This window comes from Mycobacterium sp. Panama NTM2, assembly GCF_054355555.1.
This window is the reverse complement of the sequence record NZ_CM135953.1, coordinates 3027923-3052782: the sequence shown is the minus strand read 5'-3', so window position 1 is coordinate 3052782 and position 24860 is coordinate 3027923. Positions and strand designations below refer to the sequence as shown.

Genomic DNA, 24860 nt, shown 5'->3' with positions numbered 1-24860 from the left:
TGTCGTGACACACTGTATCGACAACCGGCCTTGGCGAACGGGGTTTTCGTGGACAGATCGGCGCCTCGTGCGCGGCGACACCACGGGTCGCGCCGTGACCCTGCGATCGATGCGTCCGTTCTCGAGGCCGCCCGTGCCCTGTTGGTGACGCGGGGTTACTCGGCAACGACGATCGACCTGATCGCTGCGACCGCCAAGGTGAGCCGACCGGCCATCTACCGTCGCTGGCGCACGAAGGCGCACCTCATCCACGAGGCGGCGTTCCCGGATCTCGGCGCAGAACCTGAGGAGGACGACCTCGCGGCGGAGATCACCCGCCTGTGCCGGGGCGCGCTCGTCATGTACGCCGATCCGGTTGTCCGCGAGGCTGTTCCGGGTCTACTGCAGGACCTGCGGCTGGAGCCGGCGATGCGCCGATTGCTCAACGATCGGCTGGAAGCGGCGGCGCGCCGCAACCTGGCCGGACATCTGGCGCGGTCTGCGCGTGCGCGTGCCGGCGCCGACGCCGACACGGTCATGGACGTCATCGCCGGGGCTGCGTGGTACGCCGTATGTGTTCGTAAGGTGACCGATGTCGATGATGCGGCCGCGAAGTTGGCGGATGTGGTGCTGGGCGGGGTGCTCGCCCGCCCTCAGAGCCGGCCGACCTGACGCAGCCCCGCGGCGGTGTCGGCGATCGTCTCGACCGGATCGCGCCAGTGCAACCCGAAATCGCGGGTGCTCGGTGCGTCGTCCGAGGCCGGCATCTGCGTGTAGTACTGCATGGCCGCGGAGTTGATCGGCGTCTCGAACGGCAGAAACGGGCCCACGACGTCGAAGACGCGGCCGGCGCTGCGCAGCGCCACATCGGGCACGGGGACCACCGCGAGCGTGCGGTCCGTTGCGCGGCCGATCATCTTCGCGAGTTGATCGACCGACACCCGCTGACCGCCGGCCATGTAGCGGCGCGGCCCGCGACCGGGCTCGAGGAGCGCGACATGCAGGTCGGCCAGATCGCGTACGTCGATGACGATCCAACCGGCACCGCGGCCGGGCACCGCGTGCATCTTGGCCGACGCTTCCACACCTTCGGCCGCCTCGCCGAACTGGTCGCCGGCCGGCGGCCCCAGCACCATGCCCGGATAGGTGATGTTGACGGGCGCACCTGCATCTTGCAGGCCGCGAGCGTACGCCTCGACGGCGGCCTTGGACCGGCCGTAGCCGTCACTGCCCCCGACCACTGGCAGGTCGGCGTGCAGCACCTCGAGGCCGGGCCGGAACAGCGCGGTGAAGCTCGAGACGTGCACGATCGGGTCGATCCCGGCGGCCGCGGCACCGCCGAGAATGTTGCGCGCCCCCTCCAGGTTGGTGTGCAGCATCTCATCGGCCCGGCTGGGGTCGGTCGAGACCATTGCCGCGCAGTGGATCACCGCGTCGCATCCCTCGAGGGCCGCGGCCGTGCTCTCGCCGTCCGCGATGTCGCCGAGCACGTGGTCCTCGATGTCGACGCCGATCTTGCCCGCGCTGGTGGCGAGTCTGCCGGCGTTGCGCACCAGGAAACGCACGCGATGGCCGGCATCCTGTGCCGCCTTTGCGGTCCACGCGCCGACGAAGCCGGTGCCGCCGGTGATCAGTACTCTCATGTGCCCTCCGGTTCCACGACGCGCCCTATACCCGTTTTCCGCACGCACGCCCCACCGGGGAGCGCCTGATCATGATCACGTTGTCGCTTTCGTCCGTCCAGCAGTTGACGGCCGTCAATTGGTTTGTCGGATGTGCCCGTCGCGGTGACCCTCCTGCTATACGTTGGCCGGGTGTCGACGCTGCCACCGCTCCTGGAAAGCCCCGCCGATCTGACCGTCGAATGGCTCAGCGCCACACTCGACCGTGACGTCTCGAGCTTCTCGGTCACCCGCATCGGCACCGGTCAGATGAGTGAGTGCTACCGGGTGCAGGTGAGCTATGCCGACGGCGCCGACGGGCCTGAGTCGGTGGTCCTGAAGGTCGCTGCCGCCGATCCGAGCAGCCGCCAGACCGGGCTGGCGATGGGGCTCTACGAACGCGAGGTCCGCTTCTACACCGATGTGGCACCGGGCCTGGCCGGTCCGGTGGCGCCCTGTCATCATGCGGCGTACGACAGCGCGACGCACGCGTTCGATCTGCTGCTCGACGACGCCGCTCCGGCGACTGTGGGCGACGAGATCCGCGGCGCGACCCCGGATCAAGCGGAACTCGCGATGCGCCAACTCGGTCTGGTGCACGGTCCGCTTCTGGGTGACCAGGCGCTCGCCGACGCGGCCTGGCTCAACAGGGAGTCGCCGGTCGATCAGGGGTTGATCAGCGCCCTGTATGCCGGGTTCATCGATCGCTACGCCGACCAGGTGGCGCCGGAGCATCGCGCGGTCTGCGAGCAGTTCGTGGGCGCGTTCGACGCGTACATGGCCGCCGAGGGCGGGAGCGGTCGGCAAGGCCTGGTGCACGGCGACTTCCGGCTGGACAACATGCTGTTCGGCCAACCGGGTGCCGACCGGCCGCTGACCGTGGTCGACTGGCAGACGGTGACGTGGGGACCGGCATTCACCGACGTCGCCTACTTCCTCGGGTGCGCGTTGCCCGTCGAGGAGCGTCGCGCCCGGTACGACGAGCTGCTCGCTGCCTATCACCGTGCACTCGGTGGAACCTCCGGCGTCTCCCTGGACGAGGTGCGCGAGGGGGTGCGGCGGCAGAGTTTCTTCGGGGTGCTGATGGCCATCGTGTCGCCGATGCTGGTGGAGCGGACCGCCCGGGGCGATGAGATGTTCATGGCGATGATCGCCCGGCACTGCCAGCATGTGATCGACACCGGCGCGCTCTCGCTGCTGCCCCCGCCGTCGACGCCGGAACCGTTGCAGCCGAACGCATCCGACGAGGGCAGGCACACCCCGACCGACGAGCCGCTGTGGAGTGAGAGCTGGTATTTCGACTTCGTCGAGCCGGGCCAGCAGGTGGGCGGTTGGTTCCGGCTCGGACTCATCCCCAACCAGGGTCACGCCTGGGTCAACGGCCTGCTGTGCGGGCCCGGCCGCCCGACCGTCGCGGTGCTGGACTTCGAGGCGCCCCTGCCCGTCGACCAAGAGGTGGTGGTGACCGACGAGGCGGAGCTCCGGCTGGACGTCGCTGAACCGCTTGTCCGCTATCGCGTGGCGCTGCTGGGCCGGGGGCAGGCTCACGACGATCCGACCGCACTGTTGCGCGGCGAGGCGGGCAGGCCGGTCGAGGTGAGCGTGGACCTGGAGTGGACGAGTGTGGGAGTGCCTTATCAGTACCGGGTGTCGCCGCGCTACGAGATTCCATGCCGGGTGTCGGGCACGGTCACGGCCGACGGACACTCCTTCACCCTCACCGGCGTTGCCGGACAACGCGACCATTCGTGGGCGTCGCGGGACTGGTGGGGGATGGACTGGGTGTGGAGCGCCGTACACCTGGACGACGGAACCCACCTGCACGGCGTCGACATTCGTATCCCCGGTGCACCCGCGCTGTCGGTGGGCTACTCGCAGCGCAGTGGGGAGCCGCTGATCGAGCTCGTCAAAGTCGAAGCGCGCGAGACGGTTTGGGATGGTGAACTCCCGGCCTCAGCGGTGGTGGGTTATGACGGACTGACCGCCACGATCACGCCGACGGCCCATGCGCCGGTGCTACTGACCTCTCCCGACGGTCGGCTCAGTCGCTTCCCGCGCTCGTGGGGCACGGTCACCACCGACGACGGCCGCAGCGGGGTCGGCTGGATCGAATGGAACCGCAGCCACGGCTGACGACAGGTCAGCCGGGTCGGGTCATCTCGAATCGAGCGTCGGGCGGTACGTCGAAGTAGGCCGCAGGTCCGCCGGCGCGCAGGATGGGTTGGGCGGCGGCGGTGTCGTAGACGCCGTCGACGAGATACTGCCGGTCGATGTGGACAGCGACGACCTGGCCGAGTACCAGCCATGTGTCCACGGGCGTACCGGCGATGTCGTGCAGTTGGATCAGTTGAGTCAGGCGACATTCGAAATTGACAGGACTCTCCAGCACCCGCGGCGGTGTGACATCGACGGAGTCCACGGGGGTGAGCCTGCCGAGGGTGAACTCGTCGACGTCAGGCGCTGCGCTGGCGGCGGTCTCGTTCATCGCGGCCGCGATCGGGCGGCAGGCCAGGTTCCACACGAACTCCCCGGTGGCCTCGATGTTGGCGACGCTGTCTTTCCATCCGATCGAGGCGAAGCCGATCACCGGCGGGTGATAGTTGAAGCCGTTGAAGAAGCTGTAGGGGGCCAGGTTTCGGGTGCCCTCAGCGCTCACGGTGGACATCCATCCGATCGGCCGTGGCCCGATGATGGCGTTGAACGGATCGTGGGGCAGCCCGGTACCGTCCGCGGGCCGATAGAAGTGCGCGTCAGACGTCGCCATCGCAGCAGTCAACCACAGGGTCGGTGTCGCGATGGCGCTGCCTGGCACGAGTCGTCCCACCCGCGGGTCGCGACGCAGCAATGGCGGCGAACACCGTCAGACGTCGAGACGGGTCACCACACCGCGGTCGCCGTCGACGCGCACCCGGTCGCCCGTCTTCAACAACTTGGTGGCGACCAGGGTGTTGACCACACAGGGCAGGCCGTATTCGCGCGCCACCACGGCGCCGTGTGACACCGAACTGCCGATGTCGGTGACCAGTGCGCCGATGACCGTGAAGTACGGCGTCCACCCGACATCGGTGACGGGCGCCACCAGGATCTCACCACGTTGGACATCTCGGGCGTCGTTGATGGATTTCGCAACGCGCACAACGCCTTCGACCGATCCGCGGCTGGCGGGGCGACCGACGATCTGGCCGTCGGTGCACATGGTGCGGCGGGCTGCGATCACCGGGGTAGGGCGGCCGACCGAGACGTCGTCGAATTCCAGTGCTTCCTGGAACGGTAGGGCGTCGCGGCGGGCTTGTGCACGCTCCACCAGCTCGGTGATGTCGTCGTCGCCGACCACCCGCGGCAATTCGCTGCGGTCGAAGAAGAACACAAGATCGGGGTCGGGGAGTCGGCCGGACCGGGCGAGCACCTCGCCGAGGTGGCGGTACCCCTGCTTGAGGGTGTGCGCCATCAGGGCCATCTTCGATTTCGTCTCCTCCCGTCCGCGGGCGCCGGCCTGGGCCATCCGGGCGAGCATCCTGACCGCGCGCGACGGCGGCTCCTGGTCGGCCCCCACCGGCGGTGCCGAGCGTCGTCCCGCATCGAGTGCCGCGCGCAGCATGACCTGCATCATCGAACCGAGACCGCCGGGGTCATCGGCCCAGGACGGGTCCCGCATGCAGAGTTCGCGGTAGCCGCGGTGGCCGTGCCGAGTCAGGAACTGCCGCAGCGCGTCACCGCTGTGGCCGGCGCCGCGGAGTTCGGCCACGGCATGGGCGGGCTCTGCCGCGAGGAACCGTTCGGCAGCCGCCGCATCGGCCGCCAGGACACCGACCACCGAGTTCAGCTGGTCGACCATCATGGCGCTTTCGACATTCGACGCCCCGGCCATCCAGCGCATGGCCTCGGCCTGACCGTCCTGCGCGCTTCGGCCGCGCTTCACCGCCTGCTTGATGCAGTGACTCTCGAGGATGTTCGCCGCCACTGCGGCGCGCGACGAGGACCGGACATGGGTGAGCGTGACATGGCGGTACCGATCGACACCGGACTCGAGTTGTCGGAGAACGACTCTCGGATCGTCGCTGGTGGGAATCGGTGACGCGGCGATCTGGCGGCCGAGTCGTCGGATCGCCGGCCCGGCAGAGAGCGCGTGGGTGGTCAACAGAACAGTGTTGACGACGCGACGGTGAAAGGGCTGCGGCGGCTTGGGTTTCAGTTCGTCGACGACACGACCACAGACAGACATCGAGAACTGTTCGAGGGAGTTGCCGAGAATGCCCGAGCTCAGTGCCGTACCTTCGGTGAGATTCAGGAACATGTGGCCGTAGAAGTATCCGACCTGCAGCCAGGGTCTTTCGTAGCGGGGCTGGGCGCGCGCCACCACCTGCGTCATCTGCATGGCGTGATCGATGGCGTACCCGGACACCGATGCGGTGAGCGGGCAGAAGGCGCCGGGCATCATCTCGCCGATGTTGCACCGCGTGTACACATGGTCGGGGCCGGCCACCGGTGAATCCATCTCGTTGAGGTCGCCGGGCAGGGTCGTGATCGGGCGGGCCTGGAGCCACCACAAGGCACCTGAGGCATCGATCGCCCATTCCAGATCCATCGGCCTGGCCCAATGCTGAGCTGCCCGCCTCGCACCCGACCGGATGGCGTCGATGTCCTCGCGCGACAGCACCGGGTCAGCTGCGAGTTCGAGCACAGCGACGCTGCCGTCGGCGGTGAGCACGATGTGGTCGGGGGAGGCCGAACCGTCCACCAGCGACTCGCCGAGCCCTGCCACCGCGTCGATCACCATCAGGTCGCGTCGGCCGCTGGCAGGGTCCGCGGTGAACACGACTCCGGCAGCACGTGCATCGACCATCTGCTGGACGACCACGTGCATCACGGCGGTGGCCGGGGTACCGTCGTCCGATTGCCTGCTGTACGCCGTCGCCCGATCCGACTGCACCGACTGGGCGCAGCGGCGCACGGCGGTGGTGAACTCCTCGACCGACCGCACATCGAGCACGGTGTCGTACTGCCCGGCGAACGACTGGTCGTCGCCGTCCTCGCCGGCCGCCGAGGAGCGCACCGCGACGGCGGCGTTCAGTTGGCGGAACCGGTCGCCCGCTGCGGCGAGGGACCCCTCGGTGGACGCGTCGGCGACGACGAAACCCGCCGGAACCGGGAGTCCCAGCCGGCGGAGTTCAGCGAGGCCGGCGGCTTTGCCACCGAAGCAGTCGTCGGTGACGTCGTCGAATTCGATCACTGTCGGCGCCATCTCGTCAGCCCAGCGCGTCGACGATCTCGGCCAGCGCGGTGACCTCGATGGGGCCCGGCTGGTACAGGCAGATCCGGTCCGAGACGCCTGCCACCCTGTCGCGGATGTGGTCGGCGATCTCGGCAGGCGCTCCGCACGCGGCGATGGTGTGCAGCATCTCATCGTCGATCAACGTCGCCATCTCCTGCCACCGGCCCTGCTTGGACATCGCGTTGAGTTCGGGCTGGAGATCGCCCCAGCCATGAACATCGAGCACCGGCTTGTACGCCGGCGTCGAACCGTAGAACGCCAACAACATCCGGGTCGAGGTGTGGTCCTCTCCGACCGAGACGATGATCTCCGGCACGACGGCGAAATCCTCCTCGCGGCGTCCGGCCGATGACAACCCTTCGCGCACCGCGGGAATCGTCACCTCGTGCAGGAACCGCTTCGACCCGAAGGGCATCACCAGCAGCCCGTCGGCCACCTGGGCAGTGGCGCGGGTCAGGCGCGGCCCGAGCGCTCCGAGGTAGATCGGCGGCGGACCGTACGGGTTCGGCCCCGGCACGAACGTCGGCGTCATCAGGGTGTGGCGGTAGTACTCGCCGCGGTAATCGAGTCGCTCGCCGTGATCCCACGTCGCGAAGATGGCGCGCAACGCCCCCACCATTTCTGTCATCCGCTCCACCGGATGGTCGAACGCCACGCCGTACCGCTTCTCGATCTGTGCGCGCACCTGAGTTCCCAGCCCGAGGATGAAACGTCCCTCGGTGAGGAGCTGCAGATCGTTGGCCTGGTGTGCGAGCTGAATCGGGTTGCGGGGGAGAGCGATCGCGACATTGGACATCACGTCGAGCCCCTTCACCGACGAGGCAAGGACCAGGGGAGTGAACACATCGTGAGGGCCTTCGAACGTGAAAACGCCGGACGCGCCAGCCTCCCGCAGCAGGGCGGCGCGTTCGACCGCGTCGGTCGGGCCGAAGAGAGCCGTCATGACCTTCATCAGTGCTGTCCTGCCACATCGGTCCAATCGGAGAATCCGGAGGGGTGATGTGGTCCGATCACCGCATGTTCGAACAGGCCGGCGCCATGTCGAGTGGTGCCATCGGGTTCGGTGCACACGGCGTGCCCGACATGGTCGATGAGGCTGAACGGTGCCCTGGCCATCACTGCGGGATCGGTGAGGTCGAAGGTGACCCGCTCGGTGAACGGACCACCCTTCCAGGTGCCGTGGACCCACGAGGAGTCGCCGCAATGGGAGCGAACAGTTTCGAGTCGACGTCGAGTGACATGTGGTCACCGGCCCGGTTCATGAACTCGACGTGCGCGCCGTGCGGAATTCGGGTGCCGGGGTTGTAGGGGTACTCGTCGAGCGGGCCGAGGCTCATGGACTCTCCAATAAATACGATGCGTGTCGCATCGGAAGTAGACTGCCAACATGACAGCAGATCAGGGCAGCGATGGCAAGGAGGCCACCCGGCCCCCGCCGGGCCGGCCCCGTGACGGCAAGATCGACGCCGCAGTGATCGCGGCGACGCGCGAGCTGATCGTCGACACGGGCTACTCAGCGCTGTCGTTGTCCGCGATCGCGGCGCGGGCGGGTACGACGACGGCGGCCATCTACCGCCGCTGGTCGGGCAAAGTGCACCTCGTGCACGAGGCAGTGCTCGCGGACGAACCCATTACCGTGTCAGGTGCTTCCGGCGACATCCGCACAGACATCCGCGCAATGGTCGAAACGATCCGTCGGATCTTCGACAGGCCCGAAGTCCGCGTCGCCCTGCCTGGACTCATCGCCGACACGGTCGCCGACCCCGACCTGCACGCCCTGATGATCGCCCGGCTCACCGGCAACCTCAGTGCGTTCGAATCTCGCTTCGGGCAGGAACGGCGCGGCGGTGACGATCTTCCTCTGCTTGCCGAAGTGGTGGCCGGTGCTGCCATCTTTCGTATCGTGATCCGCCGCGACGCCTTGCTCGATGACGCGTGGGTCGACGCGATGACCACGATGCTCGTCGAGCAGTGGGGAGCGAGAGGGTGACGCGCCGAAAGGTGCACCGGTAGCGGCAGGCTCGCCGTACCGATGCCCGCCTCTACAGTCCGCTCAGGACGCCCGAGCGCTCCACTCGGGTGTCCGCTCAGGAGATGCCTCGGCCAGAGCCTTCACGGTCTTCTCGACATCGAAATCCTTGCCGTACACCGGGGTTCCGGGTTGCTGACGCCACGAGTCGGAGATCGGGCCGGCGTGGACCGGGTCGAAGCCCAACTGCTCGACGAGGTCGTGCACGAGGTCGCAGCCAGGACCGTCGTCGCCGGCGATCGGGAGTGCGATCCGGTTGGGCGCGCCTGCAGGCTTTCCGCTACCGAGCAGATGCTTCCACCAGATGCCGTTGAACACTTTGAAGACGGGTGCGCCGATTTGTTCTGCCACCCAGGCGCTTTCAACCTGACCGTCTTCGATGGCGGCAATCTCGCCGTCGCGCTGCTGCGGGTAATAGTTGTTGGTCTCGATCACGGGGGCGCCCGGCTTGCGCGCGTCGACGATCCCGTCCGCGAGGTCCGGAACGTTCTTCTGAGGAATGCTGACGATCACGAGATCAGCGTCGGTCGCGGCGTCACGGGCCCACACCGCGGTAGCACCCGTTTCCGCCGCGAGGTCCGCGAGTGTCTCCGGTGATCGTGAGTTGGCCACGCTCACCTCATGGCCGAGTTCGCGGAGACGGCGAGTCAGCGTTCCGCCGATGAGGCCTGCTCCGATGATTCCGATGCGCACAGTTCGACTCCTCGGTGATGTCGTGACGACCTTCGTCGCGCAACGTCGAGTCCGCGAGGACTATTCCGAACCCGCAGTTGCGGGAATCGACCGCCTCGACGACGGGTTGTCGAGTGTGACCGCTGCAGCTTCGGGAGAGGAGCCACCATGAGACTGGACGCCGACGCGCGCGCCATCATCGGCGACGGGGCCGATGCCACACTCGTCACCCTGAACACCGACGGCAGCCCGCAGGTGTCGGTTGTGTGGATGGCGCTGCAGTCGACGCCCGACGGAGACGAGCTGGTCACTGCTCATCTGGCCGAGTACCAGAAGACCCGCAACATTCGCCGGGATCCGCGCGTGGCGGTGACGATCTTGTCGAGGCAACCCCATCCGGGAGTTCCGACGCCCTATCTGACGGTGGCCGGCGAGGCGCGTGTCGTCGAGGGTGGTGCCCCCGAACTGCTGAGGGATCTGGCCGAGGTCATGCTCGGGTCCAGTGACCATTTTCCGCCGCCGGACGCACCGCCGGGACTGCTGACGAGAATCCGCATCACCAAGGCGCGCATCATCTGAGACGCGCGGAGATCTCGCGCTGCAGCGGCCCCGGTGCGCTGGCATGATCGCCGGATGCATCACGTGCTGCGGGCCACCCCGGCGACAGTGCACTGGGGGTACTTCGACCCCGCGCTGACTCCGGTGCTCTTTGTCGACTCGGGTGATCTGGTAGCCGTAGAGACTTTCACCCATCACGCAGGTGACGCTCCAGATCTGTTGATGGACGACGATATTCGTGCCGTGTTCGAGCAGGTCGCCGATCGTGGACCGGGGCCGCATCTGCTGACCGGGCCGATCGCGGTGACCGGAGCCCGCCCGGGTGACGTGCTGCAGGTCGACATCTTAGAGGCCACGCCGCGTCTCAAGTACGGCTCGAATCTCGCCGCGCATTGGGGTTATCTGTATGATCTCACCGCCTCCGAGCGGGTCACGGTCTATGAATTGGATGTTTTCGCGCTGCGCGGGCGGGCGCTCTTCGGCTACGACTGGACCACCACGCCGCTCGCCGACCAGGCAGGAACCGTCGTCGAACCGGCGAGCGTCACCCGCGAACCTGCGTTGCCTGGTGTCACCGTCCCGCTGCGCCCGCACTTCGGCACGATGGGTGTCGCACCGGCCGACCCCGGACGGTTGTCCTCGGTGCCGCCCGGCGATCACGGCGGGAACATCGACAACTGGCGGATCGGCATGGGCGGCACGATGTATTACCCCGTGCAGACTGCCGGCGCCTTACTGTCGATCGGTGACCCACATGTTTCCCAGGGCGACGGGGAGATCAGCGGTACGGCGCTGGAGGCGTCGTTGAACGGGCTGCTGCGTCTCACGGTGCGCCGCGATCTGCCGTTCACCGTGCCGGTGCTGGAGACGGCGACCGAGCTCCTGGTCCACGGCTTCGGCGATGATTTGGACAGCGCGATGCGGGCGGCGGCGGTACGCGCACTCGATGTGTTGCAGCGGCTCTACGGGCTGTCGTGCGCCGACGCCTACTCGTTCATGTCGGTGGCTGTTGACTTCACCGTCACCCAAGTCGTCGATCAACGTCAGGGTGTGCACGCCCGGATCGACAAGCGCTGCTTTCCCAGTGAATGGGGGAGAGCGGCGTGAGTGCGTCAGGAGGCATCCGACCTTTCACGTTTACGCCTGCCGATGGGGTGCCGCCGTCAGTGGCCCCGTTCGTGCACGCCACCGCGGCCGGCGAGACGCTGTATGTGACCGGTCAGATGCCCACCGACACAACAGGATCGGTGGTGAGCGACGAGATTGCGGCCCAGACCGACCAGGTGCTCTCCAATCTGGTGCGGGTCACCGGACTGTGCGGCGGCGGTCTGGCCGACGTGGTATCGGTGCGCGCCTATCTCACCGACTGGACTGAGTACGAGGCCTTCAACACGGCGTACGCCGCGTGGTTTCCCAACCGGTTGCCGTCGCGAACCTGCGTCGGCGTTACCGGGCTGGCGGTCGGCGCACGCGTCGAGATCGACTGGGTGTGCTGGCGGCGCGGCGGTTGGGGTTCGCCTGAGTAGGGATTGACCGAGCTACGCCGGTTGCTGTGCGCTCTCGATGACGCTCACATCGGCGGCCTCGACCCGGCGTTGCGGCCCCGGGCGCTCTGACAGAGCTGTAGTGATTTCCCGGCGTGTTAACTGCGCATTGCCGGGTTCTGCCGCTTGGCAACAGGGACGTATTCCGCTCATAACCACCGCGCAATAGACAGGCTCTGTAATTGTTGCAGGTCGACGTCGATCGACCAACGGGGCTCGGCCGGGCAACACGATCCGCCAGCACGTCTAGCAAGAAATATGGAGTCCTCCATGGCATTTGACGCATCCATCGCCGAGAACATCGCCACCTCGCTCGCCGAGATCCCGCATCCGTCGCTACCCAAGGGCAGCAACATCTACGGCGGCACCAAGATCTTCCCCGATTACCAGGCCGAAGAGGGCGAGAGCTACTTCACCCTGGTGCACGGTATCGCCCACGAGTCGTCGGTCAGCTTCGTAGCCGTCCTGCAGGCGACTCGCGCCTTGCGCAAAGGATTCGAGTCCGCCATCTACTTCTACGGCCCCGGCGCCATCAATTGCCTCGCCACCCGCGGTTTTCCCACCACCGGTGACTCCGGCTTCCCAGGTGAGCAGAACATCAACGATGCGCTGGCCACCTTCATCAAGGAGGGTGGCACGGTGTTCGCCTGTCGCTTCGGGCTCGCGCTGCACGGCGGCCGTGAGGAGGACCTGATCGAGGGCGTCATCCCCGCGCATCCGCTGGACGTCCAGGACGCCCTCATCTATTACGCCCGCAAGGGTGCCATCATCAACTCCACGTACATGGTGTGACAGCGAAATGACCACTCTTGCAGCGGTTTCTGCCAACTTCACCAGGGATCTCGACCAGAACTACGCTCTGATCGCATCGCTGGCCGAGGAGGCACGCGCAGGCGGCGTCGACTTCCTGGCATTGCCGGAAGCGGCGATCGGCGGCTACCTGTCGTCGCTGGGCAATCACGGGGACACCATCAAGACCACAACCCGATCACTGCCGCCGGCCATCCGGGTCGACGGACCCGAGATCAAACGAGTGCAACAACTGGCCGGGGACCTGGTGGTCGCCATCGGTTTCTGCGAACTCGCCGACGACGGCGAAACCCGTTACAACGCAGCAGCACTGCTGGACGGCGGGAATGTCTACGGCGTCTATCGCAAGGTGCACCAGCCGCTGGGGGAGAGCATGTCGTACGCGGCGGGCACCCGCTACGACGTGTACGACACCCCGGCCGGGCGTATCGGACTGCAGATCTGCTACGACAAGGCCTTCCCCGAGGCCGCCCGCGTGATGGCTCTGGACGGCGCGCAGATCATCGCCAGCCTGTCGGCATGGCCGGCGGCTCGCACCGCCACGGCGGAGAACTTGCAGGACGACCGCTGGACCTACCGGTTCAACCAGTTCGACATCGCCCGCGCTCTCGACAACCAGGTGTTCTGGGTGGCCTCCAACCAGAGCGGCACTTTCGGGTCGCTGCGCTACGTCGGCAACTCCAAAGTGGTAGACCCGGGCGGCAACATCCTCGCGACCACCCTGCTGGGAAGCGGGATGGCAGTCGCCGACGTGGACATCGACGAGACCTTCCGAACCATGCGGGCAGGCATGTTCCACCTGCGTGACCGCCGGCCGGACGTGTACGGCCCGCTGACCGACGCCGACGCCACGAAGTGGGCGGAGCTGGCGCATGCCTGAGATGACATTCGACATCCGCTGGCCCGACGGTTCCATCCAGTCCTGCTACTCACCGAGTCTGGTGATGCACGACTTCTTGACCACGGGACGGCGCTACACCGTCGGCGACCTGGTGGACCGTGCCGGCGCCGCACTCGAGCAGGCCAGCGACAGGGTGCGCGCCAAGTACGGCTTTGCCTGTACGTCGGCAGCCGCCACCAATGATCAGATCATGGAGTCCGCGAGACGTTTTGCCATCGACGCGGAGGTCACCGTCATCGCCATGCAACCCTCGCTGGAGCAATCATGACAGGCGCGCATGTACCGGTGGCGATCATCGGCGGCGGGCAGGCCGGGCTCTCGGTCAGCTGGTATCTGAGCCGCGCCGGCATCGAGCACGTGGTACTCGAAGCGCACACACCGGTGCACGCCTGGGCCGACAGCCGCTGGGACAACTTCACCCTGGTCACCCCCAATTGGCACTGCAAGCTGCCCGGCTACGCCTATGACGGCGCAGACCCCGACGGCTTCATGACCCGTGACGAAGTGGTCGCCTGGCTGGACGGCTGGCTGAAGACCTTCGACGCTCCGCTGCGCACCCACACCCGCGTCACCACGCTGACCCGACGCCCCGAAGGCGGCTTCGCTCTCACACTCCAAACCCCCTCGGGAATCGAAGAACTCACCTGTGAGAACGCCGTGATCGCGACCGGCGGGTATCCGCTGCCCGTCATTCCCGCCTACGCAGGTTCGCTGGATGCCGCCATCACCCAGATCCACTCCGAGCAGTACCGCAACGCCGAGCAGCTGCCCGACGGCGCGGTGCTGGTGGTGGGCACCGGGCAGTCCGGCGCCCAGATCGCCGAGGACCTGCACCTCGCCGGCCGCCGCGTGCACCTGGCGGTGGGCAACGCTCCACGGGTGGCCCGCTTCTACCGGGGCCGCGACTGCATGACCTGGCTGTCGGACATGGGTCTGTATGACCGCGCAGCAGCGCAGTATCCGGGTGGAAAGGCCGCAATCGAGAAGACCAACCACTATGTCACCGGCCGCGACGGTGGCCGCGATGTGGACCTGCGGCAGTTCGCCGTCGAGGGCATGAAGCTCTATGGCGCTCTGGCCGGCGGCAAGGACACCACGCTGTCGTTCGAGCCCACCCTGCGTGCCGCCCTCGACCATGCCGACGCGGTCTACAACTCGATCTGCTCGGACATCGACGCCCACATCGAACGCGAGAGCATCACCGCGCCGCCGGCCACCCGCTATGAGCCGGTGTGGGTGCCCGAGACAGAGCCCACGACACTGGATCTGGCCGCCGAGAACGTCACCAGCATCGTGTGGGCCATCGGATACCGGCCGGACTATCGATGGATCGAAGCCAGCGCGTTCGACGGTGCTGGCCGGCCGATGCAGACGCGTGGTGTCACCTCGGTGCCGGGGCTGAGCTTTGTGGGGCTGCCGTGGATGCACACGTGGGGATCGGGTCGGTTCCTCGGGATCGACCGCGACGCCTCGCACATCGCCGCCACCATCATCAGTGGCTACCACGAGTCGGTGCTACGACTCGCCGTCGGGAGCTGACGTCATGGCACCCGCACTCACGGCACATCGACGTGCCTTCCGCGCACCCGAACCCCCCACAGCGTAGGAGGCATCGCATGTCTGTATCCACACGAGTCGATCTGGCGCTGTTGGGTTTCCGGGGTTCGCCACCGGTGAGCCGGACCGCGGGCGCCGGTCCGAGCGCCGACGGTCACCTGGTCATCGACGGGCTCAATGCCGCCATCCCACGTAACCCGAACAGTCCCTTCGTCTTCGACGGCACGCGAGTGATTCTCGACGGCGAGGACACCGGCCTCGATGTCGAGGTGGTGACCCGGCCTCGGTTCTACGACCTGTGCACGGTCGACGGCGTGCCCTACGAGAAGCTGGCCCGCCTGCACGGCCGTGACGTGTTGGCCACGACCGTCGTTCAAACCTGCATTCGATACGTCGAAGACCAGCGGTGCCGATTCTGCACGATCGAAGAGTCGCTGCGTTCCGGTGCCACCACCGCGGTGAAACGACCCTCTGAGTTGGCCGAGGTGGCCGCCGCGGCCGTGCGTCTGGATGGCGTCACCCAGATGGTGATGACCACCGGCACGTCGGCGGGCAGCGACCGCGGTGCCCGGCACCTGGCCCGCTGCGTGCGGGCGGTCAAGGCCGCGGTGCCGTCGCTACCCATACAGGTCCAGTGTGAACCGCCGGCCGACCTCGAGGTGTTGACCGAACTGCGCGAGGCCGGCGCCGACGCCATCGGCATCCACATCGAATCGCTCGACGACGACGTCCGGAAACGGTGGATGCCCGGCAAGGCCCAGGTCAGTGTGGAGCGCTATCGGGCGGCCTGGCGTGAGGCGGTGCGGGTCTTCGGGCGCAACCAGGTGTCGACCTATCTGCTCGTCGGGCTCGGCGAGGATCCGCAGGAGTTGATCAGCGGGGCAGCAGAACTCATCGACATGGGGGTGTATCCGTTCATCGTCCCGTTCCGTCCGCAGCCCGGTTCGCTCGCCGTCGACGTCGACGGCGCCCGTTCTCCCGAGGCTCCGGTGGTCGAGAAGGTCAGTCGCGAAGTCGCACTGATGCTGCAGTCCGCGGGGATGACAGGAGCCGACCAACGCGCCGGATGCGCCGCATGCGGAGCGTGCAGCGTCCTGCAGAACCTGGGGGCGTGATGATCCCGTTCGCAGCCAGCGCGCAGGGTCCTGTCGGACTGTCGATCCTGTCCGGCACGCCACGCCCTGCGGCCCCATTCCTGATCGCCCCGGCGGCCAGCTCGTCCGAAATCACCGCCTACCGGCACCTGCGCCACGAGGAGTTCGTCTCCGCGCAAGGGCTGTTCGCGGGCACCGACCGCGACGACATCGACGACGATCCGCGCACCGTCGTCCTGGTGGCCACCACCCCAGATGGGCAGGTGCTCGGGGGAGTGCGGCTGGCCCCGGCCATCGAGCCTGACATCGGTTGGTGGACAGGCAGCCGGCTGGTGGTCCACCCCAGCGTCAGGTCTGACGGTGTGGGGCCCGCGCTGGTGCGGGCGGCCTGCGCCCATGCCGAGTCGGCCGGCGTGCTGCGATTCGAGGCCACCGTGCAACGGCGGTACTCCCGATTGTTCGAGACCCTGGGATGGAATCTCGTCGGCGAGCGGATGGTCGCCGGCCGGCGGCACGCATGGATGCGATGGCCGATCACCTCGATCCAACGCGTGGCCACCGCCACCAAATCCTTCCTCGGCGATGCGTTGGCGCCCTTACGAAGTGTGCCCGGGGCACTCGGGCCGGCGGGTTTCGTCGGTGATGACGGTGTACCGGTGCCGGGAAGCGACCTGATCGCCGCGTGCGACGCGATCATCCCGTCCATGGTGGAACGCGACCCGGAATGGGCCGGCTGGTGTTCGGTTCTGGTCAACGTCAACGACCTGGCCGCCATGGGAGCGCACCCCATCGGTCTTCTCGACGCCGTCGGTGCTCCCAACAGAGCACTTCTGGACAGGGTCATCTCCGGTGTCGCTAGAGCATCCGCGGCCTGGCAGATCCCGGTGCTCGGCGGACACACGCAGCTCGGTGTGCCGGCGGCCCTGTCCGTCACGGCGCTGGGACGCAGCAGCGCTCTGGTGCGAGCAGGGGGAGCCGCGGTGGGGGACACGGTGCGGTTGACCGCAGACACCTCCGGGCAATGGCGGCCGGGATATCACGGGCGGCAGTGGGATTCGACCAGTCGACGCAGCAGCGCCGACCTGGTTGCCATGACGGGTCTGGTGGCGCAGTCGATGCCGGCATCCGCCAAAGACGTGAGCATGGCCGGGATCGCCGGCACCCTCGGCATGATGGCCGAAGCGTGCGGTACCGGGGCCGAGATCGACGTTGCGGCGGTCCCGCGGCCCACTGATGCGGCGATGGGCGACTGGCTGACCTGCTTCCCGGGATTCGGAATGCTCACCGCGGGACCGCAATTGGTGCACGCCCTGCCCGCCGGCGTCGACAGCGCAGAATGCGCCGTGCTGACAGCCGAGCCCGGAGTACGGCTGCGGTGGCCCGATGGAGTCGTGACAAGCGCTCTCGCGCCCGCGGTGACGGGGCTGGGGCCGTCGTAGGCTACAGCCGATGACATCGGTGACCCTGGCTGCGGTGGCCGCGCACTTCGGGCGCGACCTCCCTCGATGTGTCGAGAAGGTCGTCGGCATCATCGCATCCGCCCGGCAGGACGGCGTCGATCTGCTGGTGCTGCCGGATGCGTGCCTGGGTGGGTACATCGGCGACTTCCGTGCCCCCGACCCGGCTGATCCGCCACCTGCGCTCGATCCCGACGGTCCCGAGATCGCCGACGTCATCGCCGCGGCCGGGCCGATGACCGTCTGCTTGGGGTATGCGGAGGCAGTTGCCGGTGGCGGCCGGTACAACGCTGCCATCTGCGTCACCGGTGACGGCGTCCTGGGCACCTATCGCAAAGTGCATCAACCGGCGGGCGAGTCATTGACCTACCTTGCCGGTGATGGTTTCTCAGCGTTCGACACCCCCGTGGGAAAACTCGGCATGCTGATCGACTACGACAAGACCTTCCCGGAAGCGGCGCGCACGCTGGCGGCCGACGGCGCGCACGTCATCGCCGCGCTGTCGGCGTGGCCGGCGAGCATCACCGACCGCGCCTCTCGGCTACCCGCCGATCGTCAGTCCCGCCTGTTCGACCTGTACGACTGCGCTCGCGCCGCCGAGAACCAGGTGGTGCTGGTGTCGTCCAATCAGACGGGTGTGATGGGCAATCTGCGCTTCCTGGGTCAGGCCAAAGTGGTGGGGCCGGGCGGGGACATTCTCGCGACCACTCGTGCCAAAGGCGGGCTCGCAAGAGCGGAGATCGACGTGGAGGCCGAGATCAGCCGCGCCCGGAAGGTACTCAACCACCTCGCGGAGCTGCGACCGGACACCTACCGGAGCGGATCGTGACGATGCGCGTCGCCCTGCTGACGTATTCGACCAAACCGCGCGGCGGCGTGGTGCACACGCTGAACCTGTCCGAGGCACTGGCGCATCGCGGGGTCGATGTGACGGTGTGGTCGCTGGCGCGCGCCGGTGATCGCGGCTTCTTCCGCGCTGTCGATCCGGCCGTGACCGTGAAACTCGTCGAGTTCACCGATCTGCCTGGCGACACCGTCACCGACCGGATCGTGCGGTCGATCGCCACCCTGCGAGACGCGTTCTGCGCAGACGACTACGACATCGTGCACGCTCAAGACTGCATCAGCGCCAACGCGGTCGGACGGTGTATCCGCACGATTCACCATCTCGACCAGTTCACGACCCCCGTCCTCGCGGAATGCCACGAGCGCGCCATCGTGGAGCCGTACGCCCGGATCTGTGTGTCCCAGGCGGTGGCCGACGAAGTTCGCGCCGGGTGGGGCTTCTCTCCGACGGTGATACCCAATGGTGTTCAGGCGCAACGGTTCATCGATGCTTCGGACGACACCGCTGCGCAGGAACAGTGGCGCTCAGACCTGGGCCGGTACGTCCTGGCGGTCGGGGGTATCGAACCGCGCAAAGGGACGGTGGATCTGGTCGACGCCATGGCGGTGTTGCGAGAGCGCGAGCCGGGCGTCTCGCTGGTGATCGCGGGCGGTGAAACACTGTTCGACTATCGCGACTACCGGTCGGCATTCGACGAGCGTTGCGCTGAACTGGGCGTCGCCCCGGTGATTCTCGGAACCGTCGAGAATGACGCCCTGCCGAGTCTGGTAGCCGCCTGCGAGGTGTTCGCGTTCCCATCCACCAAGGAAGGGTTCGGCCTGGCCGCCATGGAGGCATTGGCCGCGGGCAGGCCCGTGGTGGCGCGCGACCTTCCGGTCCTGCGTGAAGTGTTCGGCGATAGCGTCGCGTACGCCTCCACGCCGGCGGATTTCGCAGCCCGGCTGCAGGAAGCGATCGCAACGCCACCCGAGCCGGTGTGGGGTCGCGCGTTGGCGTCGAGCATGACCTGGGACGCAGCGGCGGCCGCACATATCGACTTTTATCGACGCGTCACGTCATGAAGGGAACAACCATGAGACTCAACGCCGACGGCGCTCCCCAGGTGTCGGTCGTGTGGATGGTGCTGCAGTCAGACCAGAATCCGTATCACCAAAGCGCACATCATCTGAGCTCGTATCCCGTTCGTTGACGAGCGGGCGCGCGCAATGGCTGAAGTCCTTTGATGACAGGAGGCAATCTGTGGGGCGGGCTCGGCAACGTCATCACCTACCGCTTCGGCTCCCCGCGGGTGAAGATTTGCGGGTTCAGGAACGTAATGCGAATGGGCTGACCGGACGCGATCGGCGTTGTGCCCCTGGTGCCATGATTGTCAGGTGACCGAAGAGGCTGCTGGAAGCGCGCCGGGCCAGGCGAGCGCCATCGCACCGCTCGATATCGCCGGCTCGGGTGTATTGCCGCCGGTCGAGCCCAGGGTGCGCCAGGCGTTCCGGTGGCTGGAACGGCTGGCGCCCTGGGTGGGGTCGCGCTGGGCAGTCGAGCTGTGGTGCACACCGCCGGTGTTGGAATCAGCTCTGCGTATGCCACCTGGCGTAGGTCCGGGTGAGCCCGTCGACGCCTACTGGGGGAACAGGCATCGGGTAGTCGGCGAGCAGTGGGGCGAGGGGCCGCCGGTGTACTTGGTGCACGGCTGGGGCGGGCAGCGCGCGCACCTTGCGGTATTCGTCAAGCCGTTGGTGGATAGGGGTTTTCGGGCCATTGCCTTCGATCTTCCCAGTCACAACGCATCCGATCCGGGGGAGCTGGCGCCGGGACGCACGACCGCCACTGAGTGCGCCGATGCGATTGCGGCGATGATCCGGACACATGGTGCTGCCCACGCGGTGGTGGCACATTCTCTGGGAGCCAATGCGACTACACTTGCTGCGGCAGGCGGCGCATCCGTTGGGCGACTGGTGTTACTGGCGCCTATGGGCGACTTCCCCTTGTATTTGGATCTTTTCGCCGCGCGACACGACTTCGGTCGTCGAATCCGTGCCGGTTTGCACCGTCGTCTGGAGAAGCGGATCGGCATGCGGTTGGAAGAGACGAACATGTCGCGTCTCGGTCGCCGCGCCAACTATCCGCCGCTGCTGCTCATCCACGACCCAGACGACCCCGACAGCCCGTACGCCGCTACGGCGCGGCTGTCGACACTGTGGCCGGGTGCTCAGCTGATGAGCACACGTGGGCTCGGCCGGTTGGCCCACTACCGCATCTTGCGTCACCGTCCGGCTATCAATGCGGGGATGGAAATGGTCGGCTCGCCCGGCTAGGCCGCAGAGAATTGTCATCGGACCTTCTCGCGGGGCTAACGTGGAAAGATGTCGTCACTCAAAGTGATCCTGCCGGATCAGACCATCGCCGAGGAACTCGAGTCGGACATCCTGTCGACCGTGTACCAGGAACTTCAGCGCTACAACTACGAGGCAGTCGCGGCGGGCGATGCGACGGGTGAGTACACCCCGTTGGATCCCCGCGGGCGCGTCCACCTCGAATCGACACAGAACACGCGCGTCGTACGGGTAAGCGGTACTGACATCGATACGCACGATCTCTACACCGCTGTGCTGGCGGATCTGGAGCAGCGCCGCGTGGGACTGACTGGCGAGATCGACTAGGAGCGCTGCGCGCGACGCAGCGGTGGCGAGGTGTCGCGTGACATAAAGCCGGAAATGATGGGCAGTCATACACAATGGGCGAGATGAACGGCGGTACTGAGACGGGCTTGGATGGGCCGGATCCGTACATCCGTGTCTACGCGTCCCGGGTACACAACCTGAAAACCGTAGACGTCGCCGCGCCGCGGGACTCGTTCGTCGCGTTCACCGGAGTGTCCGGTTCGGGCAAATCGTCATTGGCATTCGGCACCATCTACGCCGAGGCCCAGCGCCGCTACTTCGAGTCGGTGGCACCCTATGCACGCCGACTCCTACTCCCTCAGGATGCACCGAAGGTCGACGACATCACAGGACTGCCGCCTGCGGTCGCCCTGCAGCAGCGACGCGGATCGGCGACCTCCCGCTCGACCGTCGGCACCATCACCACGCTGTCGAATCTGCTGCGCATGTTGTACTCCCGCGCAGGGAGCTACCCGCCGGGAGCCACTGAGCGGCTCGACTCCGATGCGTTCTCTCCGAACACCACGATCGGCGCGTGCCCGACATGCCACGGTCTCGGCCGCATCCACGAGGTCACCGAACAGACACTGGTGCCCGACCCGTCGCTGACCGTCCGGGAAGGCGCGGTGGCGGCGTGGCCCGGAGCGTGGCAGGGACAGAATCTGCGCGACATCCTCATCACGCTCGGCTACGACATCGACAAACCGTGGCGCAAACTTCCCAAGCGCCAACGGGAATGGATCTTGTTCACCGAGGAGCAACCCACCGTCGAGATCGATCCGAGCCAGCATCCGGTCACCGCGGACTATTACTACAACGCGACATTCTCCAGCGCGGAGCGTCACGTCCGTCACACGCTTGCCAACTCGCAGAGCGCGGCGATGCGACGGCGGGTTCTGCACTTCGTGCACAGCACTGATTGCCCAGTCTGCGGCGGCTCTGGGCTGCGACCCGAAGCCCTCGCGGTGACGTTCGCCGGCCGCACCATCGCCGAGCTCGCGGCCCTGCCGCTCACGAAGCTCACCGACGTTCTCTCGCCGGCGGCGATCAGGACGGAGTTCGCCGCGGCCTACGAATCGACCGAATCGGGTGAATTCACCGAAGTGGCGACCATGATCGCGGCTGATCTGGTGGCGCGCATATCCGTACTCGTCGACCTGGGGCTCGGTTACCTGAGCCTCAACCGTCGCACACCTACCGTGTCACCCGGTGAACTGCAGCGCTTGCGCCTGGCTACCCAACTACGGGCCGGATTGTTCGGTGTCCTGTACGTCCTCGACGAGCCGTCGGCGGGGCTGCATCCCGCCGACGCCGAGCCTCTTCTCGACGTGCTGGACCGGCTCCGCCGCGCAGGCAACTCGTTGTTCGTGGTCGAGCACGATATGGATGTGGTGCGGCGCGCCGACTGGATCGTCGATGTCGGACCTGGCGCCGGCGAACTAGGCGGCGAGGTGCTGTACAGCGGACCGGTGGCCGGCCTCGCCGAGGTCGCCCCGTCGGTCACCCGGCGTTTTTTGTTCCGTGACGGCCAGGTCGCCCGGCGACCCACGCGCGCACCGGTCGGTGTGATGCGGTTGCGCAACATCACATTTCACAACCTACGGGGTATCGACGTCGATATTCCCCTGGGTGTGTTCGTCGCGGTCACCGGTGTGTCAGGATCGGGCAAGTCGACACTGGTCTGCAAAGTACTCGGCGACGTGATGGCCAGGCAGCTGGGTAGGCAGATCGAACTCGTCGACGACGCCGATGACAGCGATGCCGAGCTCCTCGATATCGACATCGATTCGAGTGTGGGCGTGTCCGTCGAAGGTGCCGAGGTGCTCGGCCGGCTCGTCACCGTGGATCAGCGACCCATCGGCCGCACCCCTCGTTCGAACCTCGCGACGTATACCGGCCTCTTCGACGCGGTCCGCAAGGCATTCGCCGATACCCCCGAAGCGCGGCGACGCGGGTGGAGCGCGGGCCGGTTCTCGTTCAACGTCGCCGAAGGCCGCTGCGACACCTGTCGCGGCGAAGGGTTTGTCGCGGTGGAACTGTTGTTCTTGCCCGGCACTTACGCGAGGTGTCCGGCGTGTGGGGGAGCGCGCTATTCCGACGAGACCCTCGAGATCACCTATCGAGGCAAAACCATTGCCGACGTGCTCGCTCAGACCGTTGACGAGGCCGCCGAGTTCCTGGCTGACTTGCCCTCTGCGTCAAGGAGTTTGGCAGCGTTGTGCGATGTGGGTCTGGGATACTTGCGACTCGGACAACCGGCCACAGAACTCTCCGGTGGCGAGGCGCAACGCATCAAACTCGCATCGGAGTTGCAACGGGCCAAGAGGGGTCACACGCTCTACGTGCTCGACGAGCCCACGACGGGGCTACATCCTGCCGACGTCGAGTTGTTGGAACGTCAGCTGCACGGCCTCGTCGACGCCGGCAACACCGTCGTGGTGGCCGAGCACGACATGTCCGTCGTAGCAAACGCGGATCACGTCATAGACCTCGGACCCGGTGGCGGCGAGGACGGAGGAAGCGTCGTCGTGGCCGGTGCGCCGGCGGTGGTTGCCGCCGATACGGTGAGCCGGACCGCGCCGTACCTTGCCCCGTTCGTGGGAGACGGGTCACAGCGTGACGCTGATCGAATATCGAATGATGCGCGGGTAACCGGATAGAACGGTTGACCTGCGTTCGGTGGATTCTTCGGCCTGGCGTGTCGAAACGGCCGGTCCATATTGCACCTGCCGGTCCGGTTCGCACTCACGGGCAACAGTGCGACCGTGAACCTCAGCGCGCTCTCGGGGCGTGAATTGCGAAATGGAGGCAGGACGTGACACATCCGGCCGGTATTCCGTTGTTCGAGCGCTTCTTTCGTGTTGTCGCGAGCGTCGACATCGACAAGAACGATATTCGTCGCTTGCAGAGTTTCATCGGTGAGTTGGTAGACGACTTGGCCATCAGCGGGCGCAATTCGGCGAAGATGAACGGCCGCGACGTCGTCGCAGCGCAGGACCTTCCGATAACGAAGGGCCTTCAAGAGCGAATGCGCGAATTCGACAAGCTCGACGAAGCTGAGGGGATACGAGACCTGCTTCGCCAGGTGGTGCGACAGCCACCCGCCGATGTCACTTTCGCGGAGGACGCAGAGCAGCTGCTGCCGGAAGTATTCGGCGGCCTGGCCGTGGCGCTCGCCCGCACGTTACGCATGGTGGATGCGACGGTGGCGAATCCGTCCAGCGAGCATTGGAACCGAGTGTTCACCATATTCCGACTTGTCTTCTGACGTTGACGTTTCGTCTGCTGGTGTTGATTTTCGGTAGTCGAGTTCCGCCCCGTAGATGGAGGCGCGGCGATTGCGAATTCGTCATGATGGCAACGGAACACATAAAAATGAAAAGGAGAAACAATGCAATACGACGATTTCATCACCCGAGTGGCCATGGCTGCCGACCTGCCACAGGAGCAAGCAGCAAGTCTGACTCGCGCCACGTTGGCCACTCTCGCGGACCGCATCAGCGGCGGCGAGGCGCAGGATCTCGCAGCTCAGTTGCCCGCGCCCCTTCAGTCGGCTTTGGTCAGTACCCAAGAAAACGCCCAGGCGTTCAGTTTCGAGGAATTCGTTGAGCGTGTGGCTAAGTCGGCTGACATAGATAGAGATGTCGCTGAACGGGGCGTCGACGCCGTGTTCGTCACTCTGAGAGAGGCAGTTACGCCTGGGGAGTTCGACGATGTCCTCAGTCAGCTGCCCTCGGACTTCCAGCGGCTGGGTACGCGACCGTAGAGAGTCAGAAGACGCGATCTCGGCAGCACTCGCGACTCGTCCGCGACGAAGTGCTT

General features: G+C 66.7%; 24 protein-coding genes and 1 pseudogene. 19 read left to right on the top strand and 6 right to left on the bottom strand.

Features of this window, described 5'->3' with window-relative positions:
* Positions 1 to 48: 48 nt before the first annotated feature.
* A complete protein-coding gene (locus ACXYX3_RS14480) occupies positions 49 to 651 on the top strand; it encodes a TetR/AcrR family transcriptional regulator (protein ID WP_458607998.1) in 603 nt (200 codons plus the stop codon).
* Here the strand turns inward: ACXYX3_RS14480 and ACXYX3_RS14475 are convergent.
* On the bottom strand, positions 633 to 1622 hold the full coding sequence (locus ACXYX3_RS14475) for an NAD-dependent epimerase/dehydratase family protein (protein WP_458607997.1): 990 nt from the start codon (positions 1620 to 1622) through the stop codon (positions 633 to 635). The genes ACXYX3_RS14480 and ACXYX3_RS14475 overlap by 19 nt on opposite strands.
* A 171-nt stretch (positions 1623 to 1793) precedes the next feature.
* Here ACXYX3_RS14475 and ACXYX3_RS14470 point away from each other — a divergent pair, with 171 nt between their 5' ends.
* Complete coding sequence (locus ACXYX3_RS14470; protein WP_458607996.1) at positions 1794 to 3773, top strand: DUF7064 domain-containing protein; 1980 nt, start codon at positions 1794 to 1796, stop codon at positions 3771 to 3773.
* 7 nt (positions 3774 to 3780) lie between these two features.
* Here the strand turns inward: ACXYX3_RS14470 and ACXYX3_RS14465 are convergent, their stop codons facing one another.
* From ACXYX3_RS14465 to ACXYX3_RS14450, 4 genes and pseudogenes are all read right to left on the bottom strand, one after another.
* Entirely contained in the window at positions 3781 to 4404 is a 624-nt protein-coding gene (locus ACXYX3_RS14465; protein WP_241207522.1) for a flavin reductase family protein, read from the bottom strand.
* A 96-nt stretch (positions 4405 to 4500) separates the two neighbouring features.
* Positions 4501 to 6882, bottom strand: coding sequence for a PEP/pyruvate-binding domain-containing protein (locus ACXYX3_RS14460; RefSeq protein WP_458607995.1), 2382 nt, complete (start codon positions 6880 to 6882; stop codon positions 4501 to 4503).
* Between the two features lie 4 nt (positions 6883 to 6886).
* Complete coding sequence (locus tag ACXYX3_RS14455; protein ID WP_458607994.1) at positions 6887 to 7864, bottom strand: TIGR03617 family F420-dependent LLM class oxidoreductase; 978 nt, start codon at positions 7862 to 7864, stop codon at positions 6887 to 6889.
* Positions 7864 to 8219 (bottom strand): annotated as a pseudogene (locus tag ACXYX3_RS14450) (hypothetical protein); the annotation flags it as partial. The pseudogene ACXYX3_RS14450 and the gene ACXYX3_RS14455, both read right to left, overlap by 1 nt.
* Before the next feature lie 80 nt (positions 8220 to 8299).
* On the opposite strand from ACXYX3_RS14450, the gene ACXYX3_RS14445 reads away from it, so the two are divergent.
* Positions 8300 to 8902 (top strand): TetR-like C-terminal domain-containing protein, encoded by a 603-nt coding sequence (locus ACXYX3_RS14445; protein ID WP_241207519.1) that lies wholly within the window; start codon positions 8300 to 8302, stop codon positions 8900 to 8902.
* Positions 8903 to 8965: 63 nt separating this feature from the next.
* On the opposite strand, the gene ACXYX3_RS14440 is transcribed toward ACXYX3_RS14445, so the two are convergent.
* Positions 8966 to 9634, bottom strand: coding sequence for an NADPH-dependent F420 reductase (locus ACXYX3_RS14440; protein ID WP_458607993.1), 669 nt, complete (start codon positions 9632 to 9634; stop codon positions 8966 to 8968).
* 147 nt (positions 9635 to 9781) lie between these two features.
* Between ACXYX3_RS14440 and ACXYX3_RS14435 the strand changes: the two genes are divergently transcribed.
* The 16 genes from ACXYX3_RS14435 to ACXYX3_RS14360 all read left to right on the top strand — a co-directional run bounded on the left by ACXYX3_RS14435 (position 9782) and on the right by ACXYX3_RS14360 (position 24804).
* Positions 9782 to 10192: a TIGR03618 family F420-dependent PPOX class oxidoreductase gene (locus ACXYX3_RS14435; protein ID WP_458607992.1), complete on the top strand. Its 411-nt coding sequence runs from the start codon at positions 9782 to 9784 to the stop codon at positions 10190 to 10192.
* Between the two features lie 54 nt (positions 10193 to 10246).
* Positions 10247 to 11278: an acetamidase/formamidase family protein gene (locus tag ACXYX3_RS14430; protein WP_458607991.1), complete on the top strand. Its 1032-nt coding sequence runs from the start codon at positions 10247 to 10249 to the stop codon at positions 11276 to 11278.
* Positions 11260 to 11697 carry a RidA family protein gene (locus ACXYX3_RS14425; protein ID WP_458607990.1) on the top strand — a complete coding sequence of 146 codons (438 nt, stop codon included), beginning with the start codon at positions 11260 to 11262 and terminating at the stop codon, positions 11695 to 11697. Before ACXYX3_RS14430 ends, ACXYX3_RS14425 begins: the two co-directional genes overlap by 19 nt.
* A 288-nt stretch (positions 11698 to 11985) precedes the next feature.
* Positions 11986 to 12507: an MSMEG_0572/Sll0783 family nitrogen starvation response protein gene (locus tag ACXYX3_RS14420; protein WP_241207514.1), complete on the top strand. Its 522-nt coding sequence runs from the start codon at positions 11986 to 11988 to the stop codon at positions 12505 to 12507.
* 7 nt (positions 12508 to 12514) lie between these two features.
* Positions 12515 to 13405: a carbon-nitrogen hydrolase family protein gene (locus ACXYX3_RS14415; protein ID WP_458607989.1), complete on the top strand. Its 891-nt coding sequence runs from the start codon at positions 12515 to 12517 to the stop codon at positions 13403 to 13405.
* Positions 13398 to 13694, top strand: a complete 297-nt coding sequence (locus ACXYX3_RS14410) for an MSMEG_0570 family nitrogen starvation response protein (protein ID WP_241207512.1) — start codon at positions 13398 to 13400, stop codon at positions 13692 to 13694. Before ACXYX3_RS14415 ends, ACXYX3_RS14410 begins: the two co-directional genes overlap by 8 nt.
* Positions 13691 to 14965, top strand: a complete 1275-nt coding sequence (locus ACXYX3_RS14405) for an MSMEG_0569 family flavin-dependent oxidoreductase (protein WP_241207511.1) — start codon at positions 13691 to 13693, stop codon at positions 14963 to 14965. The genes ACXYX3_RS14410 and ACXYX3_RS14405 overlap by 4 nt, the downstream gene beginning before the upstream one ends.
* A 77-nt stretch (positions 14966 to 15042) precedes the next feature.
* Positions 15043 to 16098: an MSMEG_0568 family radical SAM protein gene (locus ACXYX3_RS14400; RefSeq protein WP_458607988.1), complete on the top strand. Its 1056-nt coding sequence runs from the start codon at positions 15043 to 15045 to the stop codon at positions 16096 to 16098.
* Entirely contained in the window at positions 16098 to 17516 is a 1419-nt protein-coding gene (locus ACXYX3_RS14395; RefSeq protein ID WP_241207550.1) for an MSMEG_0567/sll0787 family protein, read from the top strand. The genes ACXYX3_RS14400 and ACXYX3_RS14395 overlap by 1 nt, the downstream gene beginning before the upstream one ends.
* Positions 17517 to 17526: 10 nt before the next feature.
* A complete protein-coding gene (locus ACXYX3_RS14390) occupies positions 17527 to 18363 on the top strand; it encodes a carbon-nitrogen hydrolase family protein (RefSeq protein ID WP_458607987.1) in 837 nt (278 codons plus the stop codon).
* A 2-nt stretch (positions 18364 to 18365) separates the two neighbouring features.
* Entirely contained in the window at positions 18366 to 19442 is a 1077-nt protein-coding gene (locus ACXYX3_RS14385; RefSeq protein ID WP_458612091.1) for an MSMEG_0565 family glycosyltransferase, read from the top strand.
* Between the two features lie 312 nt (positions 19443 to 19754).
* Complete coding sequence (locus tag ACXYX3_RS14380) at positions 19755 to 20693, top strand: alpha/beta fold hydrolase (RefSeq protein WP_458607986.1); 939 nt, start codon at positions 19755 to 19757, stop codon at positions 20691 to 20693.
* 48 nt (positions 20694 to 20741) lie between these two features.
* Complete coding sequence (locus ACXYX3_RS14375) at positions 20742 to 21038, top strand: hypothetical protein (RefSeq protein WP_241207507.1); 297 nt, start codon at positions 20742 to 20744, stop codon at positions 21036 to 21038.
* Positions 21039 to 21121: 83 nt separating this feature from the next.
* Positions 21122 to 23698 carry an excinuclease ABC subunit UvrA gene (locus ACXYX3_RS14370; RefSeq protein ID WP_458607985.1) on the top strand — a complete coding sequence of 859 codons (2577 nt, stop codon included), beginning with the start codon at positions 21122 to 21124 and terminating at the stop codon, positions 23696 to 23698.
* A 155-nt stretch (positions 23699 to 23853) separates the two neighbouring features.
* Positions 23854 to 24306, top strand: coding sequence for a DUF1931 family protein (locus tag ACXYX3_RS14365; RefSeq protein WP_458607984.1), 453 nt, complete (start codon positions 23854 to 23856; stop codon positions 24304 to 24306).
* Between the two features lie 123 nt (positions 24307 to 24429).
* Positions 24430 to 24804 (top strand): DUF2267 domain-containing protein, encoded by a 375-nt coding sequence (locus tag ACXYX3_RS14360; protein ID WP_458607983.1) that lies wholly within the window; start codon positions 24430 to 24432, stop codon positions 24802 to 24804.
* The last annotated feature ends 56 nt before the right edge of the window (positions 24805 to 24860 follow it).